Genomic DNA, 17,125 nt, shown 5'->3' on the forward strand with positions numbered 1-17,125 from the left:
GAGATAGATAGTTAGTAGTGAAGATTTTATTCAATCTTGAATATTCTCGTATTTTTTTATCCATTCGGTTGCATCTCCACATGCAATTAGTACATCATGATGGTTAAAACATAATAAATATTCATTGTTCTTATTAGTAACATAGAACTCAACATTAAACATTTCTGACAGTAGTTTTACTAGATTTTCTCCCCCCTCTACTTCATAAGACGATTTTTCATCGGATGGGTTAAACATCAAAATAGCTTGAGAATTTCCAATATATTCAGCAATCCATTTCCAAGCTTCTGGATGTTGTACAGCTATATCGTTATCTAGATGCTCCCACAACGGAAATAATTTAGTACCGTTAGCGTATTTTCTGGAAAGTTGTTGAAATCTTAATTCTGTATCATGTTCTGATATTTTGGTTACATTGATGTTCATAGAAGCAGCAGCAGACATAATCTGTTCCTCAATATTCCACAACATATACATTCCTCCATTTATCTATTTGCAGGTACATCGTCTACCAGTATATGCCCACGTATGGCTCCTCCTCCACCTCTTTTCCCCCCAGTTTGATAACCAATGTGCGGAACATCTGGACCATTTTTTGTATGTCCAATATCAATATTGACTTCTGCACCATTTTTAGCTCTCCACTCTACTGGGAATGATTTACCATTAGCATCTCTTCCCCATTTAGTCACAGTAAATTCTGTTCTCGGTACACCTGTCCTAATAAAAGCTTCATTTAATGCGTCTCTATATGTCTTTCCTGTTCCCCTAAAATCTAAATCAACATCTTCTTTAAATTTATATCCTGTTATTTTACCTAACTCAGTGTTATCTGCACCCTTAGTGCTAAGTTCAACGCCATCGTTGCCTGCTTTACCTTCGCCTAGATTTAACCCCGTCTTCTCACTCAGATAAGCTCGAACTTTATTCTCCAATCCATAGGTGTTTTTGGGCGGAACTTTAACGTTCCCAACCCCTTCCATGGCCAATCCCATTTGCCGGTCAGGGATTGTATTTTTCAGATTGGTCAGGGCGTTGTCTACGAACCGGGCGGTTTTCAGTGCACTGTTTGCGCTTTTGTTTTTCAAATGGTGCGGGATTTCTTTTGTCCATGCTTTGGCACTTCCGATGCGGGGGAATATGCCTTTTTCTGCACGAACCACCATATCCCGGACAAATGATTTGGACTGCAAGCCCGTTTTCGTCGCTAATAATTTTAGATCACTGGCTTCTCTTAGATGGGAGAAACGGGCGGCACTGCTGAATGTTGAAAGCCCCTTTACGCCAGGGACGATATCCAGTGGAGAAAGGACACCACGAAATACTCGTTCGTCTGTTTTCAACTCTCTCCCTGAAATCCAGTCTTTTCCGGAAACGGCTGAACTTAATTCCAGTGTACCATAAGCTGCCCCTAATGCCATCCCTGCTGGCGGACAAATGAAGGAAGTGCCTACTATGACAGCAAGTGCTGTTATTTGCCCCCAAAATTCTTTGTTCATCTGCTCATCTTTGATCGATTCATACTGAAAAGCCCGGGAATTCAATGCTGTTTGTATATATTCTTGTTTCGAAAAATTTGCTTTAGGGTTCAGTTCTTTCCATGAAGCGTATTCCTGTTCCATCAGTCTGGCATAGTAGTTCCTTTCGCTGAACAGATCTTCTAGTCCAACTTCCGCTTTCGGCACGTCGATTGTTTGTTGTGTGCCGTATGCTCCGGGAGCGACAACTGTTTTTTTGGCGCCAATGTGGTTTTTCGTTTTGATCTTTGATATAGATAAGTTGCGCATCGCTTCCACAAAAGCATCGATCTCTTGATAAAACGGATCATCGATGGTGCGGTCAACAATCTCTCCGACACGGCTGCTAAAGCGGTGCAAGACGAGATAATCTTCAAATAATTGTTGATATTGTTTTTTTCGGTCTGTGTGGGTGAAAGAGATGACACCATCTGTGTCATATTTGGCGATGTCTGCTTGAACGTCTTCGAGAAGATCGTTTAGATCTTTTAATTTATCAATCATACCTTTGCCCCATACACCGAGACCGACCAGATCGCCAATACCTTTCTTCGTCTTTTCCCATTCAGAAGGGATATACTTGACATTCACTGCCTTCATGCCTCCGATTGAAACGAAATGGATTCCAACATGTGGAACAGCTTTCTGTTTCATTATAAGAGAAAATATGTAACTTTTGGTAAACAGGAAGAAAAAAAGGGAATTTTAAGTAAAAACTACCAATCATTTTTCAGATCATGTTCTTATTTTAGATCGTAGGAACCGATCGAATAGACCTAAACCAATTTTTCCAGAATGAAACGTTAAATATGGTCTCACTCTTCCTTCAATTGAATGAGAAAGGGAATGAGCCGGATGTTTACTTTATTAAAACAGATGGGTCATGTAAAATGGTTGATACAACATGGATTTCATTGTCGGCAGGCAAACTTTGAAATCTGTTTTAAACGGAAATAAAAAAGAGTCGTCGACCCCCAATCGTGCAAAAATCCCCGGGGATCGACGACTCTTTTAAATCTCCATTGAGCCCAAGCAAATCAAAGATTTGATAAAAATTCCCCTTTTCGTTAAAATAAAAATAACCAGTCAATCATTAAAAATGAAATGCTTATTTAACAACGTTTTTTGGGGTTCTTATCTTAACTATAAGGAATTGAAACTAGAACATAAGTTCTATTTTTGGGGGTCGTGGGAATGTTCTTATCTTAACTATAAGGAATTGAAACACCGTATTTGAGAGGGTCATACCTTCGAAAATATGGGGTTCTTATCTTAACAAGGAATTGAAACATTCGAAATCTACATCAGGAGTTTCAAAATTATCTCGTTCTTATCTTAACTATAAGGAATTGAAACCTTCTTCTAGCGTTTCAATTGCTTCTCGCGCTTCTGTGTTCTTATCTTAACTATAAGGAATTGAAACAAAAGCAGTCCATACAACCATCTCGTAAAGTGAAGAATCAGTTTTTATCTTAACTATGAGGAATTAAGCCCCTGTATCTAAGAAAATATGCTAGTCTACTAATAAGTGAAGCTATGAAAGAGCGCTAGACGAATACCAAAGGAGCGCATGAAATGACGTGTAAAGAACCTAAATTTGCAAAAAGTCCTTTCTTCGTTGATGAACCGGGTAACTGGCACCTAAAGCCTGGAGCGCCGGAAGACATAGTAAAAGAGTTTAATGAATACATGGAAGCCCAAAAAATGTGTGTAGAAGCTCCGAAGTTAGACGAAGCAGAGTTAGAAAAAATCCTTTCAGAGCTAAAAAAACTTTGAACGACTCTTTTTTCTACTGGCTGCTTCCCGTACAAGTATCAATAGGGTCTTGGGGCAGTTGTGATGGAAAACGCGCAGAATTTCACATTCAGCGCTGTAAAGCAGCTGGTTTAATCTTAACGAAGCTTTGGCATTGTCAGGGAAACACATCATTTAAATTGGTGTGTATTCTTTCATAATACATTAACAAATCCTTCGGGTAAGAAATGTTAAAGTGGAGCGAATGATTGCGAAAATATGAGTGATGAAAACCGTAATGATTGCAAGGACCAATCAGTAACAAATTGGCAAAAGAACCTAATCTGTGAATCAACGCCACAACGCGTTGATTCTTTTTTTTCGCGCTTTTCGATATGAAACAAATTTGTATTTAGCGTTTTCTAAATCGAATTCTTGAGTCCAAAGTGATAAACATTAAGACTAAAGAATTGTCTCGTCATTTAACTTTTAAAAAAGAGAAGAATTTGGTATGATTATAAACAATAATGATAATCATTATCATTTATAATCTTTGTGTTAAAATATTTTCCTTGCTGTTCCTTCAATATTTGAAAAGAAATGAACATGCTAGTTGACATAAAGATACAACTAATTAGGAAGGTGGAAGCTGATGAGTGGACATAGTTTTGTTGTGAAAGAGGCTTCGAATAATTTATCTTTAGATGACTTGTCTTTTAGACTTCGACATATTGAGTTATTAAAACGGAATGGAAATTTGCAAATTGAGCAGCAGCTAACCTTCTCACATGTTCTTATCATTGTGGTGAACGGACATGGACAATTGACGCTGGGCACAACCGAGTATCGGATTCAACAAAATCATGTGTATGCGTGTATACCTGGAGAGACTTATGGAGGTGAAATACAGGCTCTCGATGAAACAGAAATCTACCTGTTGAAGTTTGAGGTGTTCCGATCAACTGATCAAAGGTATGAATGCATGGTAAATGAGAAAGATGGACGTTTATTTTCTCTGCAAGGTGAAATTCAAGTGTTCCCTTTTGATCAACTCACTTCATTGTGCAAATCGATCTTTCAATATTGGGATAATGATGACGAGCTGGAACGCTTCCGCAGTCAGTTTACTTTCCAAAAATTGCTCTATATTATTTTGAAAAGCCGATCTTTTTTACATAACGGATCGTGTGCAGCGCTTGAACTGGCAAAGGACTATATGGACCATTATTATTATGAAAATTTGTCCATCGAGCAATTGGCAGCAATCGCAAAAATCAGTCCGAAATATTTTGTCGATTTATTTAAAAAAACGTACGGAATTAGTGCTATCGACTATTTGACAGAGCTGCGGATCAATAAAGCAAAACAGCTTATGGCACAGTCTAATGCCAAGCTAAAAGATATTGCCCATCAAATCGGCTACAACGATGAATTTTATTTTAGCCGCAAATTCAAGAAGCAGGTTGGAGTTACACCAACACATTATATGAAAAGACGACGCCGTAAAATAGCTGCTTATCGCTCTCCCATTACCGGTCAATTGCTGGCTCTTAAAATCATCCCGTATGCTGCGCCGCTTCATCCGAAATGGACCGCTTATTATTATAAGGAGTATCGTACAGATATTTCTGTCCATCTCAATGCTTATCGGAATGGGCAAAAATGGGAGTCCAACATCGAAAAGCTGCTTCAAGCAAAACCTGAAGTAGTCATAAGTACGGATGATCTAGATGAAATGGAGAAAGAAAAATTATCTCGGGTTGCTCCAATTTATTATATTCCGTGGCAGGAGAAAAATTGGCGGGAACAGCTGCTGCTGACAGCTGAATTTTTAGGTGAAACGCAAGAAGCTGAGGACTGGCTTAAAAACTATGACAGAAAAGTAAAGCATGCACGAGAATGGGTGAAAAATAAAGTGAAGGACGATACTTTCCTCATTTTACGAATTTCCAAACAGAATTTGTATGTTCATTGCAATCGGAGTATTACTGATATTTTATTTCACGATTTGCAGCTGGCATTTGCGTATGATTGCAATCAATTAGCCTGCGATGAACGAATGACAATAGATCAGTTAATTGAATTAGATCCTGATCGGCTTCTCTTGCTAATTCGCCAAGAAGAAGAAACGTTAGCTTATTGGAAAACTTTGCGATATTCGTTGCCATGGCAAGAATTGAGCGCAGTTCGTAATAATCGCGTTTATTTCATTTCCTCAGATCCATGGCTGGAGTATTCTGCCAGCGCGCACGAACGAATAATTGACGAAATGGTAAGTCTTTTTTCTGGAAATCGTCCAAAAAGAATTCTGGATACTGTCCATGGTCATATATAAGAAAGACTTTTTATAATTAAAAATGATAATTATTATCAATTGGATGATAGGAGGACATTCTATATTATGAAAAGAAAACTGCTTTACTATGGACTTATCACGCTAATTATACTTTTATTGGCGGCTTGCGGTGGTAATAAGGAACAAACCAGCAGCACAGGGGGAGATTCAAGCAGTAAAACGGAGCAGAAGAAGGAAGCTGAGTCAAGTGAAACGAGAACGATCAATTACCTCGGCAAAGAATATACAGTTCCTAAAAACGTAGAAAAAATTGTAATCACCGGCAGTATGGAAACGATGGAGGATGCGCTCGTATTGGGCGTTGAGCCTGCTGGAGGCATCACGGTTGGGGGAAAGTTCCCGGAAATGTTCAAGGATATTACAGCTTCAACCGTTTCGATTGGAGAGAAGGCACAGCCAAACATTGAATCGATCCTGAAGCTGAAACCGGATGTCATTTTCGCAACGACAAAGTTTAAACCAGACGTTATTGAAAAATTAGAGAAAATTGCTGTCACGATCCCGGTTTCTCATATATCAACAAATTGGGAAGATAACCTGCGATTATTGGCTGAACTTACGGGAAAACAGGATCTAGCAGAAAAAGTTTTAAAGGAATATCAAGATGACCTCGAAAAGGCGAAAGCACAAATAGGCGAGAAGTTCAAAGATAAAAAAGTAGCTATCGTTCGTATTAGAAGCGGTAATATTATGATCTATTCGAAAGATATATTTTTCAACCCTTCGTTATACGAAGATTTAGGATTTACCGTACCGGAAGAAATTCAAAATGCCAAAGCGCAGGAAGTGATTTCGTTAGAAAAATTTAGCGAAATGAATCCAGATTATCTCTTTGTCCAATTTTCAGAGGATGAGAACCAAGAGAATCCAAAAGCACTAGAGGAATTGCAAAAGAATCCGATCTGGAAAAGCATTAATGCAGTTAAAAACGACAAAGTATTCGTAAACGTTGTGGATCCGTTGGCACAAGGCGGTACAGCATGGAGTAAAATTCAATTCTTAAAAGCAGCGACTGAAAAATTGGCAAATGAATGATGCAGGGCGGGAATCATAATATGCGCTTAAAGATTCCTATATCCATTCTCATTTTATGTTCTTCGCCTATTGCGTTTGTGCTCATAGTTCTATTATCTATACTTTATGGAGCGAAAGATATAAATTTCGAAACGGTTTGGGAGGCGTTCTTTCATTTTGATCCGGAAAATGTAAATCACCAAATTGTAATACATTCCCGTTTGCCAAGAGCGATTGGAGCACTTTTAATCGGAATTTTCTTGGCCATATCTGGATCGATCATGCAGGGAATGACGAGGAACTATCTTGCCTCCCCTTCGATTTTGGGAGTTTCTGACGGATCGGTTTTCGCTATTACACTTTGCATGATTTTCATGCCGGATGCATCATCTTTGAGCATGATAATATTTTCACTACTCGGTTCAGCCATTGCTGTTGGCTTCGTCTTCGGCGTGGCGTCGCTTATGCCAAACGGAATGTCACCCGTTCGAATGGCGATCATCGGAACTATTATTGGAACGTTTCTCAGCAGTATTTCCGCTGCCTTGTCAACGTATTTTCAAGTATCGCAAAACATCAGTTTTTGGTATAATGCCCGGCTGCATCAGATGGATCCCTTTCTAATAAAACTTGCGATTCCTTTTGCAATTGTCGGGATCATAATGGCTCTTTATATTTCCAAATCGCTCACAATTCTTTCTTTAGGTGAAGAAGTTTCTGTAAGTTTAGGACAGAAAACGGTGTTGGTCAAAGCGTTAACAATGGCCAGCACCGTCATTTTGACTGGTATTTCTGTTACCCTGGCAGGAAATATTGGATTTGTTGGTTTAATCATTCCGCACATAACCCGATTTTTAATTGGAATCGATTATAGGTGGGTTATTCCTTGCGCCGGAGTACTTGGAGGTATTTTTTTAGCACTGTCCGATATTTTAAGCAGATTTTTGAATTACCCGTTTGAGACTCCTATTGGAGTTGTCACTTCCCTAATCGGAGTTCCTTTCTTCCTCTATTTAATTTACAAGAGAGGAGGAGGAACATATGCATAAACAAATGGCGAGACGATTTTGGACAGTGATGCTGATCAGTATAGTCTTTATTTTTGCTGCAATATATGTCAGCTTAACAAACGGTGAATTTGATATTAAAGTTATCGATATAGTAAAGACTTTGCTGCGGGTTGATCCCAATTCTGAGCATGATTTGGTCATATTTGAATTTCGCTTGCCCCGTATTTTAATAGCTTCATTGATTGGATTTGGTTTCGCAGTGGCGGGTGCAACCTTACAGGGGATCAGCAGAAATGGACTTGCAGACCCTGGCGTTTTAGGAATCAATTCAGGGGCAGGAGCCGCTATCGTTATTTTTATGCTCTTTTTTGAAGGACAAATAACGGGAAGCGGATGGCTGTCAACTTTGGCAATGCCGCTGTTTGGTTGGATAGGCGGACTGGCTTCAGCACTATTGATTTATTTATTCTCATGGCGAAATGGAAAACTAGATTCCGAACGTGCGATTTTGGTTGGAATTGCAATAGGATTTGGGTTTGGGGCCTTGTCTATGTTTTTATCCTTGAAAATGAACCCTCAGGATTTTGAAATGGCGACAGTTTGGTTGAATGGAAGTATATGGAATGCTAATTGGAAATACATTGTCTCTATTTTGCCTTGGCTCGTCATATTAGTTCCTATTATTATAAAAAAATCGTATATACTCGACTTGCTTCAATTAGGAGAAGATAGAGCAATAGGACTGGGAATTCGTACGGAAAAAGAAAAAAATGTGTTCCTTTTATGCAGTATCGGAATTGTGAGCGCTTGTGTCTCTGTGGCAGGAAACATTGTATTTGTCGGTTTGATAGCACCGCACATCGCCAAGCGTTTGGTCGGAATCCATCATTTTTGGCTAATTCCCGTCAGCGGAACGGTCGGCATGCTTATGGTCATTGTCTCCGATTATATTGCCAGAACTGTTTTTTCTCCAGCTGAATTGCCTGTCGGGATTGTCATTTCCATCATCGGTGTTCCTTATTTCATTTATTTATTATTTAAAGATAGTAAAAAATGAGAGTTTTCTAATGAAACGTGGAATTGTGTAAATGATTCATAAGTTCAAAGGTCATCCCGCATCATCTTACCTAATTATTTTCATATAGATGAGAATCATCGTTCGGCACCATTTTGGCATTACTAAGCGATGTCTTAAATACAGGTAAAGTCTTATGAACCATAGAAGGCGATCCATTCAAAAAAATCGGCTACCCATCAGGTTGTTTTAATGAAGGAAGGGCCCGTTTGCCCGTCAGAGAATAGAGTACCAGTTGCGAATACATATGTTTGTCGGCTTTGGAAAAGAGATTGAAATGTTCAGTTGGAGGGTTGTAATTTTTGCCCCGATTATATCAATCAATGATATGGAGGCGTTTAACCATGCATAGGAAAAAAGATAAACAAGCTGATGTGATGGACAAAGATACTGCTGGCCGAGAAGTTAGCATTCCGAGTACTGAACAATTTTTAATACGTTCAAAAGAAAATCGGCAATACAAAATTTTGCTTGGTATACCTGATGTGCCTCCTCCTCCTTCAGGCTTTCCAGTTATTTATTTCTTGGATGCTAATGCTATATTCGGAACGATGTTTGAGGCAGTCCGTATCCAATCAAGGCGGCCCGAAAGGACAGGAATCGTTCCAGCACTAGTAGTCGGCATCGGTTACCATATCGAAAAACCGTTTTCTCCTGAACGCTACTATGATTTTACACTGACTCCGCCAGCTTCGGAATTGTATTCGAGACGAGAGGGGACAGACAGACCAGAATATGGCGGAGCGGAACAGTTTTTGCAATTTATTGATGGGGAGCTTAAACCGCTGATCGAAAGCAGGTTCAAAATTGATAAAGACAGACAAGCGATTTTTGGTCATTCACTCGGCGGCCTCTTCGTATTACAAACATTGTTTACAAAGCCGTACGCCTTCAATACGTATATCGCAGGCAGCCCGTCCATTCATTGGAATAAATCGCTTCTACTTGATGCAGAGCAAAAATTTATCTCTAGTTTAGAAAATGATAAGCATCATATACGATTATTAATCACTGTAGGAGAATTGGAAAAATTCCATAAAAGCGGCATGAATGCGAATGCTAAAGAGCTTGCAGAACGACTATTACGACTCGATCAAAACAATTTTCACGTGGAATTTAAAGAATTTGAGGATGAAGGCCATGTGTCCGTGCTGCCGGCGTTGATTAACCGTGCTGTGAGGTTTGCACTAAGCGAAAAGCAGGGCACATAATCTGTCAAGGCTCCTATCATGCTTAATAAGGAGAGCGAACTTTTTTCAAAAAATTGAACTGAACCCAAAAAGTTAGACACGGAAATTTAGGCAACTGTTTGGGCATGAATTCGGTATTAAACCGGACTCATGCCTTTTAATTTTGCCTTATATGTGATTCAAAATGGATTTTTTGGAAGAAACTCATCAATTTTTGGGGTAGGAATGTCGAGAAATAAATGGATATTTCAAAAATATGTGATCTTGAATTATTTTTGTTCGAAATAATATTTACAAAAATAGCGAATATATGTATGATAGGAAAATAAAAGTAGTAATCATTACGATTTAGGAAGGTGAGAAAATGTTTCGATATTTTAAAAGCATATTAATACTTTTAACAACAATTTTTTTGCTTGTCGGATGCTCACAGTCTTCCTCAAAAGAAAAGGAGAAGAGCAGCAAAGAATTAACATTGCTTTTTAACTTTCCAACCAACACGCTCGATCCGCATTTAGACACGAACTATACGATAGTTCGTGCGGGAGTAGGAGAGACGCTTGTCAAAATTAGTGAACAGCAAAAAATTGAACCTTGGCTTGCAGAAGAATGGAAAAGTAAAGATGGGAAAAACTGGACGTTTAAAATTAGAGAAGGTGTTACATTCCATAATGGGAAAAAAGTTGATGCTCAAGCGGTGAAGGCCTCGTTAGAAAGAGCAATCAACGATAGTCCATCTGTTCAAGCGGCATTAAAAATCAGCAAAATGAAAGCCGATGGTCAATTGTTAACGATTCAAACGGAAGAAGTATTCCCGCAATTTCCTTCAGAGCTCGTACATCCAAATACAGCGATCGTCGATGTTGATGAAAAAGATATTGATAAAAGGCCAATCGGTACGGGGCCATTTAAAATTTCTTCTTTTGAGCCTGGGGTAGAGCTGAAGGTCGAACGATTTGAAAAGTATTGGGATGGCAAAGCAAAGCTTGAAAAAGCAACATTTGCTTTCAACGAGGATGCCAATGCACGGAAAATGGCGCTTCAATCAGGAGATGCGGACATTATTTTTAGACCGCCGGTAGAAAATCTTGAAAAATTAAAAGAAGAAAATGTAAAAATAGAATCAGTTCCAAGTTTGCGTACACATCAGCTGTTTTATAATATGAAGAGCTCCTATATGAAAGATGAAAATGTGCGGAAGGCGATGGATGCTTTAATAGATCGGAAGGAAATTGTTGAACATATTTTAAATGGACATGCCGTTGAAGCGAAAGGTCCTTTTTTGGCTGGCTCTCCGTTTGCGCCATCCTATGAAGAAAAGGAAAGCGGAATAGAGGCGGCGAAACAGTATTTTAGTAACGCAGGCTTTCAAGTAGAAGACGGAAAAGTTACGAAAGACAGAAAGGCCGTTCGGCTTAAAGTACTGACATACGCATCGCGTCCTGAACTTCCTTTAATTGTACAAATTCTCCAATCAAAGGCGAAGGAACTTGGCATAGAGATGTCGATTCAGCAAGTGGAAAATATTGATGAGTATTTAGCGGCCAATGATGATTGGGATTTTGCTACATACAGCAGTGTGACGGCTCCGCGCGGAGATGCGGCATACTTTTTGAATGCGACATACATGCCGAACGGAGCGCTGAACTACGCGAGTATTAACCATCCAGAATTAACAGCTAGCATTCAACAATTGAACCAAACGGTAGACGTGAACGAACGGAACAATTTGGCGAAGAAAGCATTAAAAATCATTGATCAGAAGACTCTCCATTCCTTTATCTTACATCCAAATATTATTGTTGCCTATCGTGGCGGAGTAAAAAATTGGGTGACTAGTAAAAGCGAGTATTATATGTTAACAAAAGATTTGGATGTGGAAGGGTAAATGATTCAAGTAGCGAAACGATTCATAGAGTTCATCATATTTTTACTTCTGCTGTCTTTCATTAGTTTTATATTTATAAAACTAGCACCTGGCGATCCTGTCAAACAGATGCTTCAAGTAGATGAAGTGTCCGTTACGAAAGAACAAATTGAAGCGCTAAGAGAAGAACTGAAGTTACATGAACCTATATACGTTCAATATTGGTATTGGTTGAAACGATTTTTCGAGTTTGATTTAGGCCATTCCTATATAACAAAGCAGCCGGTAGTTTCTGAGTTGTTATCAAGGTTTCCTGCGACCATTACGCTCACATGCACTTCTTTAATCGTAATGATTCTGATTTCTATTCCTTTAGGCACTTTATCTGCACTCTATAAAAATAAATGGGTGGACCATATATGCCGTTTGTTTGCACTAGTCGGTTCATCCATCCCCAGCTTTTGGCTGGGGCTCCTTTTCATTGAATTATTTGCCGTTCAATTAGGGATATTGCCAAGCATGGGAAAGGGAACGATTCAACACGTCATCCTGCCATCCCTTACGTTAGGAATCGCGATGTCAGCTGTTTATGTCAGATTGCTGCGTTCCAGTTTACTAGAAAGCTTGAATGAGGACTATGTGAAAGCGGCAAGGGCAAGAGGGATTAGTGAAAAACGGATATTTTTATTCCACGTTTTCCGCCGTTCTTTAATTCCAGTCATAACGATTTTTGGTATGAGTCTTGGGAGTTTAATAAGCGGCACAGTTGTCATTGAAGTACTGTTTGCATACCCGGGAATTGGAAAAATGGTGGTAGATGCGATTATTCGCCGGGATTACCCGGTCATTCAAGGGTATGTATTGTTTATTACGATTTTGATTGTCTTGATTAATATATTCGTTGATATTTGCTGCCGTTATTTAAACCCTGAGATACGTTTAAAAGGAGTAGAGAGACGTTGAAAATGTTTAGAAAAATGTATTGGACGCACTCACGAACGCTTCTTTTTATACTATTTGCCTTTTTTCTTGTCATCTTGACAGCTCCGCTGCTTGCTCCATATGATCCGTTGCAAATCAATATGAATGAACGTCTGCTGAAACCAAGTGCGGAGCATTTTTTCGGAACGGATTATTTGGGGCGAGACTTATTTTCTCGCATACTAGCGGGAGGGCAAGTAACGGTCGGAACGAGTATTCTCGTATTGGGCATTGTTTTGTTGATCGGCGTTCCGTTAGGCATGTTTTCAGGATTTGTCGGAGGCCGTTTCGATCGTTATTTGATGAGAATCATAGACGCTTTTCTAGCTTTCCCTGATTTTATTGTCGCAATTGTACTGAGCGGTATTTTAGGCCCCGGTATGTTAAATTTAATTTTTGCAATCGTTGTAGCGAAATGGGGAAGCTATGTGCGGCTTGTCCGCAGCACGGTGTTATCTGAGAAAGAAAAAGATTACATTTTAATGGCGGTTGTCAATGGTTTAAGCACATTTCAAATTATTCGTAAGCATTTGCTGCCCCATGTCGTGGGAAATGTGTTCGTTTTAGCGACGTTGGATCTTGGAAAAATTATTTTGTTGATCGCTTCCTTATCTTACATCGGCTTAGGAGCGCAGCCGCCAACTCCTGAATGGGGGGCGATGTTGAACGAAAGTACACCATATTTTCACACCTCGCCATATTTAATGTTTATTCCTGGAATTGCCATTATGTTTACTGTTCTAGTTTCTAATTTAGCTGGTGATGTATTGCGAGACCGTTTTGATGTAAAAGGATAAAGGGGAGATGGTATGTCATTATTAACTATTGATCAAATGCAAATTAATTTTCGAAATAAGCCGATTGTTGAAAATGTGAATATAACTGCCAGAAAAGGAGAATGGTTTACATTAATTGGCGAAAGCGGCAGCGGCAAAAGCATCACAGCTTCTGCGATTGGAGGGCTTCTGCCGAAAGAAATGTGGATAGCCGCCGGGCATATTCAGTTTGACAACAAGGATATGACTCATTTATCGAAAAAAGAATTTCAGAATTTACGGGGAAAAGAAATATCTTATGTCTTCCAAGACTATCAAAGCTCGTTTACTCCTTTTATAAAAATCGGTAAGCAAATGGATGAAATGATCCAAACTCATTGTTCTTTAACTAAAAACGAAAGAAAAGAAATCGCTTTTCAAGCATTGGAAGACGTACAACTCCCTGCAAAACGCGTCTACAATAGTTACCCTTTTCAATTAAGTGGCGGACAGCTGCAGCGTGCATCCATTGCTATGGCCATTATGCTGAATCCGAAATTGCTTATTGCTGATGAGCCTACCACTGCGCTTGACAGTATGACAGCAGCACATGTGTTAGAGGTCATCGCGAATATCAAAGAGAAAATCAATTGTGCAATATTATTTATTACACATGATTTGAGGCTTGCTAGGAAATATTCCGATACTGTTGCAGTAATGAAGAAAGGGGAGATTGTCGAAACAGGGACGAAAACAAATGTTATTTACCATCCTCGTCATCCTTATACCAAGCAATTATTGAGTGCCGCTCCAACCTTGCCGAATAAAATGCATGAAGTGATCACGTGAAGGCCGAGCGGTCATTCAGCGTTGTACCAGCGATGAGGCGTATTGCCTCGCCTGTTAAACTGGATTTTGCAATGGAAAGGAATATGTCATGATGGAAGATCTATTATTGGCCAAAAATATCAAAAAAATTTATGCTTCAGGTCATCAAGCAGTCAACGGGGTGTCGATATCGATACAAAAAGGCGAATGCGTCGGGCTTGTCGGTGAAAGCGGCAGCGGGAAAAGTACATTGGCGCGCTGCTTGCTTATGTTAGAAAAAATAAGCGAAGGCGAAATTTTTTTACATGACCAACCATTGCATAAAATGACTAAAAGAGAAATTCGAAAAATTCGCCATTGTATGCAAGCGGTGTTTCAAAATCCGGCAGCGGCTTTAAATCCAAAACGAAAGATCATCGATTCTGTCATGGAGGCATTAGATACACATCGTAATATCTGCCCCATTTATTTGCAGGATGTAAGAGAGCACCGTGAATTATGCGCAAAGCGGCTGCTAGAGATGGTTGGGATGACGGACCGCTATCTTTATCGCTATCCCCACGAGTTAAGCGGAGGGCAAAAACAACGTGTTGCCATTGCTCGTGCGATTAGCATCCAGCCGTCTTTGATCATTTTAGATGAACCGACAGCAAGCTTAGATGTCTATACACAAGGGCAAATATTAACTCTTTTAAAGGAGCTGCAAAAACAATTGGAATTATCCTATCTATTTATTTCCCATGATCTCCCGTCGGTTCATTTTTTAAGCGAGCGCATTTTGGTAATGAAAGATGGGGCTTTTATTGACTGCTTTCAAAAGAATGATATATTCTCTCAAGCCCGCCACCCATATACAAAAATGCTCATTCACTTGTTTGAAGGTTAAGGGGGATAATAATGACTCACCGAACTTATCTATCTTTGGCGATTCCGCTTATCATTTCAACGATCACCACCCCGTTATTAGGAGCTGTCGATACGGCAGTAGTGGGACAGCTTCCTGATCCAGCGTATATTGGCGGCGTAGCTGTAGGGACGATGATTTTTAATACGATGTATTGGTTGTTTGGCTTTTTGCGGGTCAGTACGTCCGGCTTTGCCGCACAAGCTTATGGTGCGCAAGATGCCAAGCAATGTTTTTTATATTTCGTAAGACCGTTCCTCATTGCGTTAGCCGTCGGCATTCTATTTATCCTCGTTCAATGGCCGATGAAGCATATCGCATTAACGCTTATTCATCCGGATGAGAAAGTCATGACTTTCACGGACGAATATTTTTCGATCCGCATTTGGGGAGCCCCGTTTATGCTGGCGAATTACGTCATTCTAGGATGGCTCATGGGAATGTCTCGTGTTAAAATTTCGCTATTTTTACAAGTATTTATGAATCTATTAAATGTTGTACTTGATTTGTTGTTTGTGAACGTTTTTCATCAAGATGTGAATGGTGTAGCTGCCGCTACATTGATTTCAGAAGTGGCTGCATTTCTCATTGGAATGTATATCGTGTTAAAGTCTTCCGATCTTCGCCTTTTCTCCATTCCTAGCAGCGAGCTGTGGAATGCAGGAGAATTTAAGAAGATGATGGCGGTCAATCGGGATTTGCTTATTCGCACGATTTGTTTGTTAACCGTGTTTAATCTTTTTACAGCGAGAGGTGCCTCTTTTGGTACCGAAATACTGGCAGCCAATGCCGTTCTCATTCAAATTCATTACATCATGGCGTACTTTTTAGACGGATTTGCCAATGCCAACAGTATTCTCGTCGGAAAAGCTGTCGGTGCAAAGGATGAAGCTTTGTATAAACGCACTTTATCGTTGACAGGGCAATGGGCGATAATTTCCCCCTTGTTTATGATGCTTATTTATATACTGTTTAAAGATTCGATCATTCCTGTTTTTACGAAAAATCAGAATGTGATCGAACTGGCCAGCTCCTACAGTATTTGGGTCACGATATTTCCACTTGCGGCAAGCTTCGGTTTAATTCTCTACGGTGTTTTTACAGGAGCGACCATGACCAATCCGATTCGCAATTCCATGCTGATTTCTCTTGCAGTATATATTGTTTGTCTTTTCATTTTGATTCCGATGTATTATAACCACGGTTTGTGGCTTGCTTTTATTGTTTTCAGCCTCGGTCGGTCTGTGTTTTTAGCTATGTATGTTCCAGCATTAAACAGAACTTTATTCAAAAAATGAGGTGCCGGTGATCTTAAGTGCTGAGTCTATCAAACGATTGGACACATAAAGATATGCCTTAACTTACAGATCACGATCACTGTATATGCTGGATTTTTCATTTAGCAAAGAAACATAGCAATTATTTTTGATCATCTCGTGCATCATGATACTAGCGGAAAATGAAGGATGTTATAATACTTCAGTCATCATCAATTTTTGAAAAGGGAGCATGAATGAGTTGGAAATAAATCATCGTTGTTGAAACAGTAGAATCCAACCAAAAAGTTACCGTGTAAAAATGTTGGAAAAGAATCATCATTGTTGGAACGGCAAGCAATGTCGGGAAATTGGCATCATGTGGGCGAGTTAAAAATGTGCGACAAAAAAGCAAGCAAGAGACCGACTTTCCCGTGGAATGTACGTGATGATTCGTCAAAGATTTGCTGCCAAAAATTTGCCTGAATTGATCGGCGTGATCAATGAAAAAAATAGCCACCGTGTTTTTTTTTCGAAGATAAAGGATTTACATGCAGTCCTGATTTATTGGCCCGCCTTTTCATACGGCGGTGCTTCATACTCGGAATTTGCGAAACATTTGTGAATGATTGTGAGAG

15 protein-coding genes are annotated in these 17,125 nt (G+C 39.5%); 13 read left to right on the top strand and 2 right to left on the bottom strand.

Annotation, left to right across the window (positions count from 1 at the left end; translation table 11 throughout):
• Positions 1 to 30 precede the first annotated feature (30 nt).
• Both NSS70_RS08650 and NSS70_RS08655 read right to left on the bottom strand, forming a co-directional pair.
• Positions 31 to 471 carry a DUF6756 family protein gene (locus NSS70_RS08650; protein ID WP_258561023.1) on the bottom strand — a complete coding sequence of 147 codons (441 nt, stop codon included), beginning with the start codon at positions 469 to 471 and terminating at the stop codon, positions 31 to 33.
• A 14-nt stretch (positions 472 to 485) separates the two neighbouring features.
• A complete protein-coding gene (locus tag NSS70_RS08655; RefSeq protein ID WP_340881308.1) occupies positions 486 to 2,117 on the bottom strand; it encodes a polymorphic toxin type 47 domain-containing protein in 1,632 nt (543 codons plus the stop codon).
• A gap of 975 nt (positions 2,118 to 3,092) precedes the next feature.
• On the opposite strand from NSS70_RS08655, the gene NSS70_RS08660 reads away from it, so the two are divergent.
• The 13 genes from NSS70_RS08660 to NSS70_RS08720 all read left to right on the top strand — a co-directional run bounded on the left by NSS70_RS08660 (position 3,093) and on the right by NSS70_RS08720 (position 17,112).
• Entirely contained in the window at positions 3,093 to 3,293 is a 201-nt protein-coding gene (locus NSS70_RS08660; RefSeq protein ID WP_340881309.1) for a hypothetical protein, read from the top strand.
• 610 nt (positions 3,294 to 3,903) lie between these two features.
• Positions 3,904 to 5,586: an AraC family transcriptional regulator gene (locus NSS70_RS08665; protein ID WP_340881310.1), complete on the top strand. Its 1,683-nt coding sequence runs from the start codon at positions 3,904 to 3,906 to the stop codon at positions 5,584 to 5,586.
• A 63-nt stretch (positions 5,587 to 5,649) separates the two neighbouring features.
• The gene (locus tag NSS70_RS08670) at positions 5,650 to 6,642 is read left to right on the top strand and encodes an ABC transporter substrate-binding protein (protein WP_082829472.1); all 993 of its coding nucleotides are present in this window, start codon (positions 5,650 to 5,652) and stop codon (positions 6,640 to 6,642) included.
• A gap of 20 nt (positions 6,643 to 6,662) precedes the next feature.
• Positions 6,663 to 7,670 carry a FecCD family ABC transporter permease gene (locus NSS70_RS08675; protein ID WP_340786802.1) on the top strand — a complete coding sequence of 336 codons (1,008 nt, stop codon included), beginning with the start codon at positions 6,663 to 6,665 and terminating at the stop codon, positions 7,668 to 7,670.
• Positions 7,663 to 8,688 (top strand): FecCD family ABC transporter permease, encoded by a 1,026-nt coding sequence (locus NSS70_RS08680; RefSeq protein ID WP_063388261.1) that lies wholly within the window; start codon positions 7,663 to 7,665, stop codon positions 8,686 to 8,688. Before NSS70_RS08675 ends, NSS70_RS08680 begins: the two co-directional genes overlap by 8 nt.
• A gap of 362 nt (positions 8,689 to 9,050) precedes the next feature.
• Positions 9,051 to 9,917 carry an alpha/beta hydrolase gene (locus tag NSS70_RS08685; protein WP_066248444.1) on the top strand — a complete coding sequence of 289 codons (867 nt, stop codon included), beginning with the start codon at positions 9,051 to 9,053 and terminating at the stop codon, positions 9,915 to 9,917.
• Positions 9,918 to 10,260: 343 nt separating this feature from the next.
• Positions 10,261 to 11,784, top strand: a complete 1,524-nt coding sequence (nikA, locus tag NSS70_RS08690) for a nickel ABC transporter substrate-binding protein (RefSeq protein WP_340881312.1) — start codon at positions 10,261 to 10,263, stop codon at positions 11,782 to 11,784.
• Positions 11,785 to 12,726 carry a nickel ABC transporter permease gene (gene nikB, locus NSS70_RS08695; protein WP_066248451.1) on the top strand — a complete coding sequence of 314 codons (942 nt, stop codon included), beginning with the start codon at positions 11,785 to 11,787 and terminating at the stop codon, positions 12,724 to 12,726.
• A 2-nt stretch (positions 12,727 to 12,728) separates the two neighbouring features.
• Positions 12,729 to 13,541 carry a nickel transporter permease gene (gene nikC, locus NSS70_RS08700; RefSeq protein WP_340882493.1) on the top strand — a complete coding sequence of 271 codons (813 nt, stop codon included), beginning with the start codon at positions 12,729 to 12,731 and terminating at the stop codon, positions 13,539 to 13,541.
• Between the two features lie 12 nt (positions 13,542 to 13,553).
• Positions 13,554 to 14,348: an ABC transporter ATP-binding protein gene (locus NSS70_RS08705; RefSeq protein WP_340881314.1), complete on the top strand. Its 795-nt coding sequence runs from the start codon at positions 13,554 to 13,556 to the stop codon at positions 14,346 to 14,348.
• A gap of 91 nt (positions 14,349 to 14,439) precedes the next feature.
• Positions 14,440 to 15,213 carry an ABC transporter ATP-binding protein gene (locus NSS70_RS08710; protein ID WP_340882495.1) on the top strand — a complete coding sequence of 258 codons (774 nt, stop codon included), beginning with the start codon at positions 14,440 to 14,442 and terminating at the stop codon, positions 15,211 to 15,213.
• Between the two features lie 11 nt (positions 15,214 to 15,224).
• Positions 15,225 to 16,529 (top strand): MATE family efflux transporter, encoded by a 1,305-nt coding sequence (locus NSS70_RS08715; protein WP_340881316.1) that lies wholly within the window; start codon positions 15,225 to 15,227, stop codon positions 16,527 to 16,529.
• Between the two features lie 406 nt (positions 16,530 to 16,935).
• Entirely contained in the window at positions 16,936 to 17,112 is a 177-nt protein-coding gene (locus NSS70_RS08720) for a hypothetical protein (protein WP_340881318.1), read from the top strand.
• Positions 17,113 to 17,125: the final 13 nt, after the last annotated feature.

This window comes from Aeribacillus sp. FSL K6-2848 (assembly GCF_038004325.1).
GTDB classification, from domain to species: Bacteria; Bacillota; Bacilli; order Bacillales; family Aeribacillaceae; genus Aeribacillus; species Aeribacillus composti.

Bases quoted from the DNA above. Each gene is read 5' to 3' on its own strand.
- NSS70_RS08705 (WP_340881314.1), top strand. From the start codon at position 13,554: ATGTCATTATTAACTATTGATCAAATGCAAATTAATTTTCGAAATAAG.
- NSS70_RS08675 (WP_340786802.1), top strand. From the start codon at position 6,663: ATGCGCTTAAAGATTCCTATATCCATTCTCATTTTATGTTCTTCGCCT.
- NSS70_RS08660 (WP_340881309.1), top strand. From the start codon at position 3,093: ATGACGTGTAAAGAACCTAAATTTGCAAAAAGTCCTTTCTTCGTTGAT.
- NSS70_RS08685 (WP_066248444.1), top strand. From the start codon at position 9,051: ATGCATAGGAAAAAAGATAAACAAGCTGATGTGATGGACAAAGATACT.
- NSS70_RS08665 (WP_340881310.1), top strand. From the start codon at position 3,904: ATGAGTGGACATAGTTTTGTTGTGAAAGAGGCTTCGAATAATTTATCT.
- nikB (WP_066248451.1), top strand. From the start codon at position 11,785: ATGATTCAAGTAGCGAAACGATTCATAGAGTTCATCATATTTTTACTT.
- NSS70_RS08715 (WP_340881316.1), top strand. From the start codon at position 15,225: ATGACTCACCGAACTTATCTATCTTTGGCGATTCCGCTTATCATTTCA.
- NSS70_RS08710 (WP_340882495.1), top strand. From the start codon at position 14,440: ATGGAAGATCTATTATTGGCCAAAAATATCAAAAAAATTTATGCTTCA.
- NSS70_RS08655 (WP_340881308.1), bottom strand. From the start codon at position 2,117: ATGAAGGCAGTGAATGTCAAGTATATCCCTTCTGAATGGGAAAAGACG.
- nikC (WP_340882493.1), top strand. From the start codon at position 12,729: ATGTTTAGAAAAATGTATTGGACGCACTCACGAACGCTTCTTTTTATA.
- NSS70_RS08680 (WP_063388261.1), top strand. From the start codon at position 7,663: ATGCATAAACAAATGGCGAGACGATTTTGGACAGTGATGCTGATCAGT.
- NSS70_RS08650 (WP_258561023.1), bottom strand. From the start codon at position 471: ATGTTGTGGAATATTGAGGAACAGATTATGTCTGCTGCTGCTTCTATG.
- nikA (WP_340881312.1), top strand. From the start codon at position 10,261: ATGTTTCGATATTTTAAAAGCATATTAATACTTTTAACAACAATTTTT.
- NSS70_RS08720 (WP_340881318.1), top strand. From the start codon at position 16,936: ATGATTCGTCAAAGATTTGCTGCCAAAAATTTGCCTGAATTGATCGGC.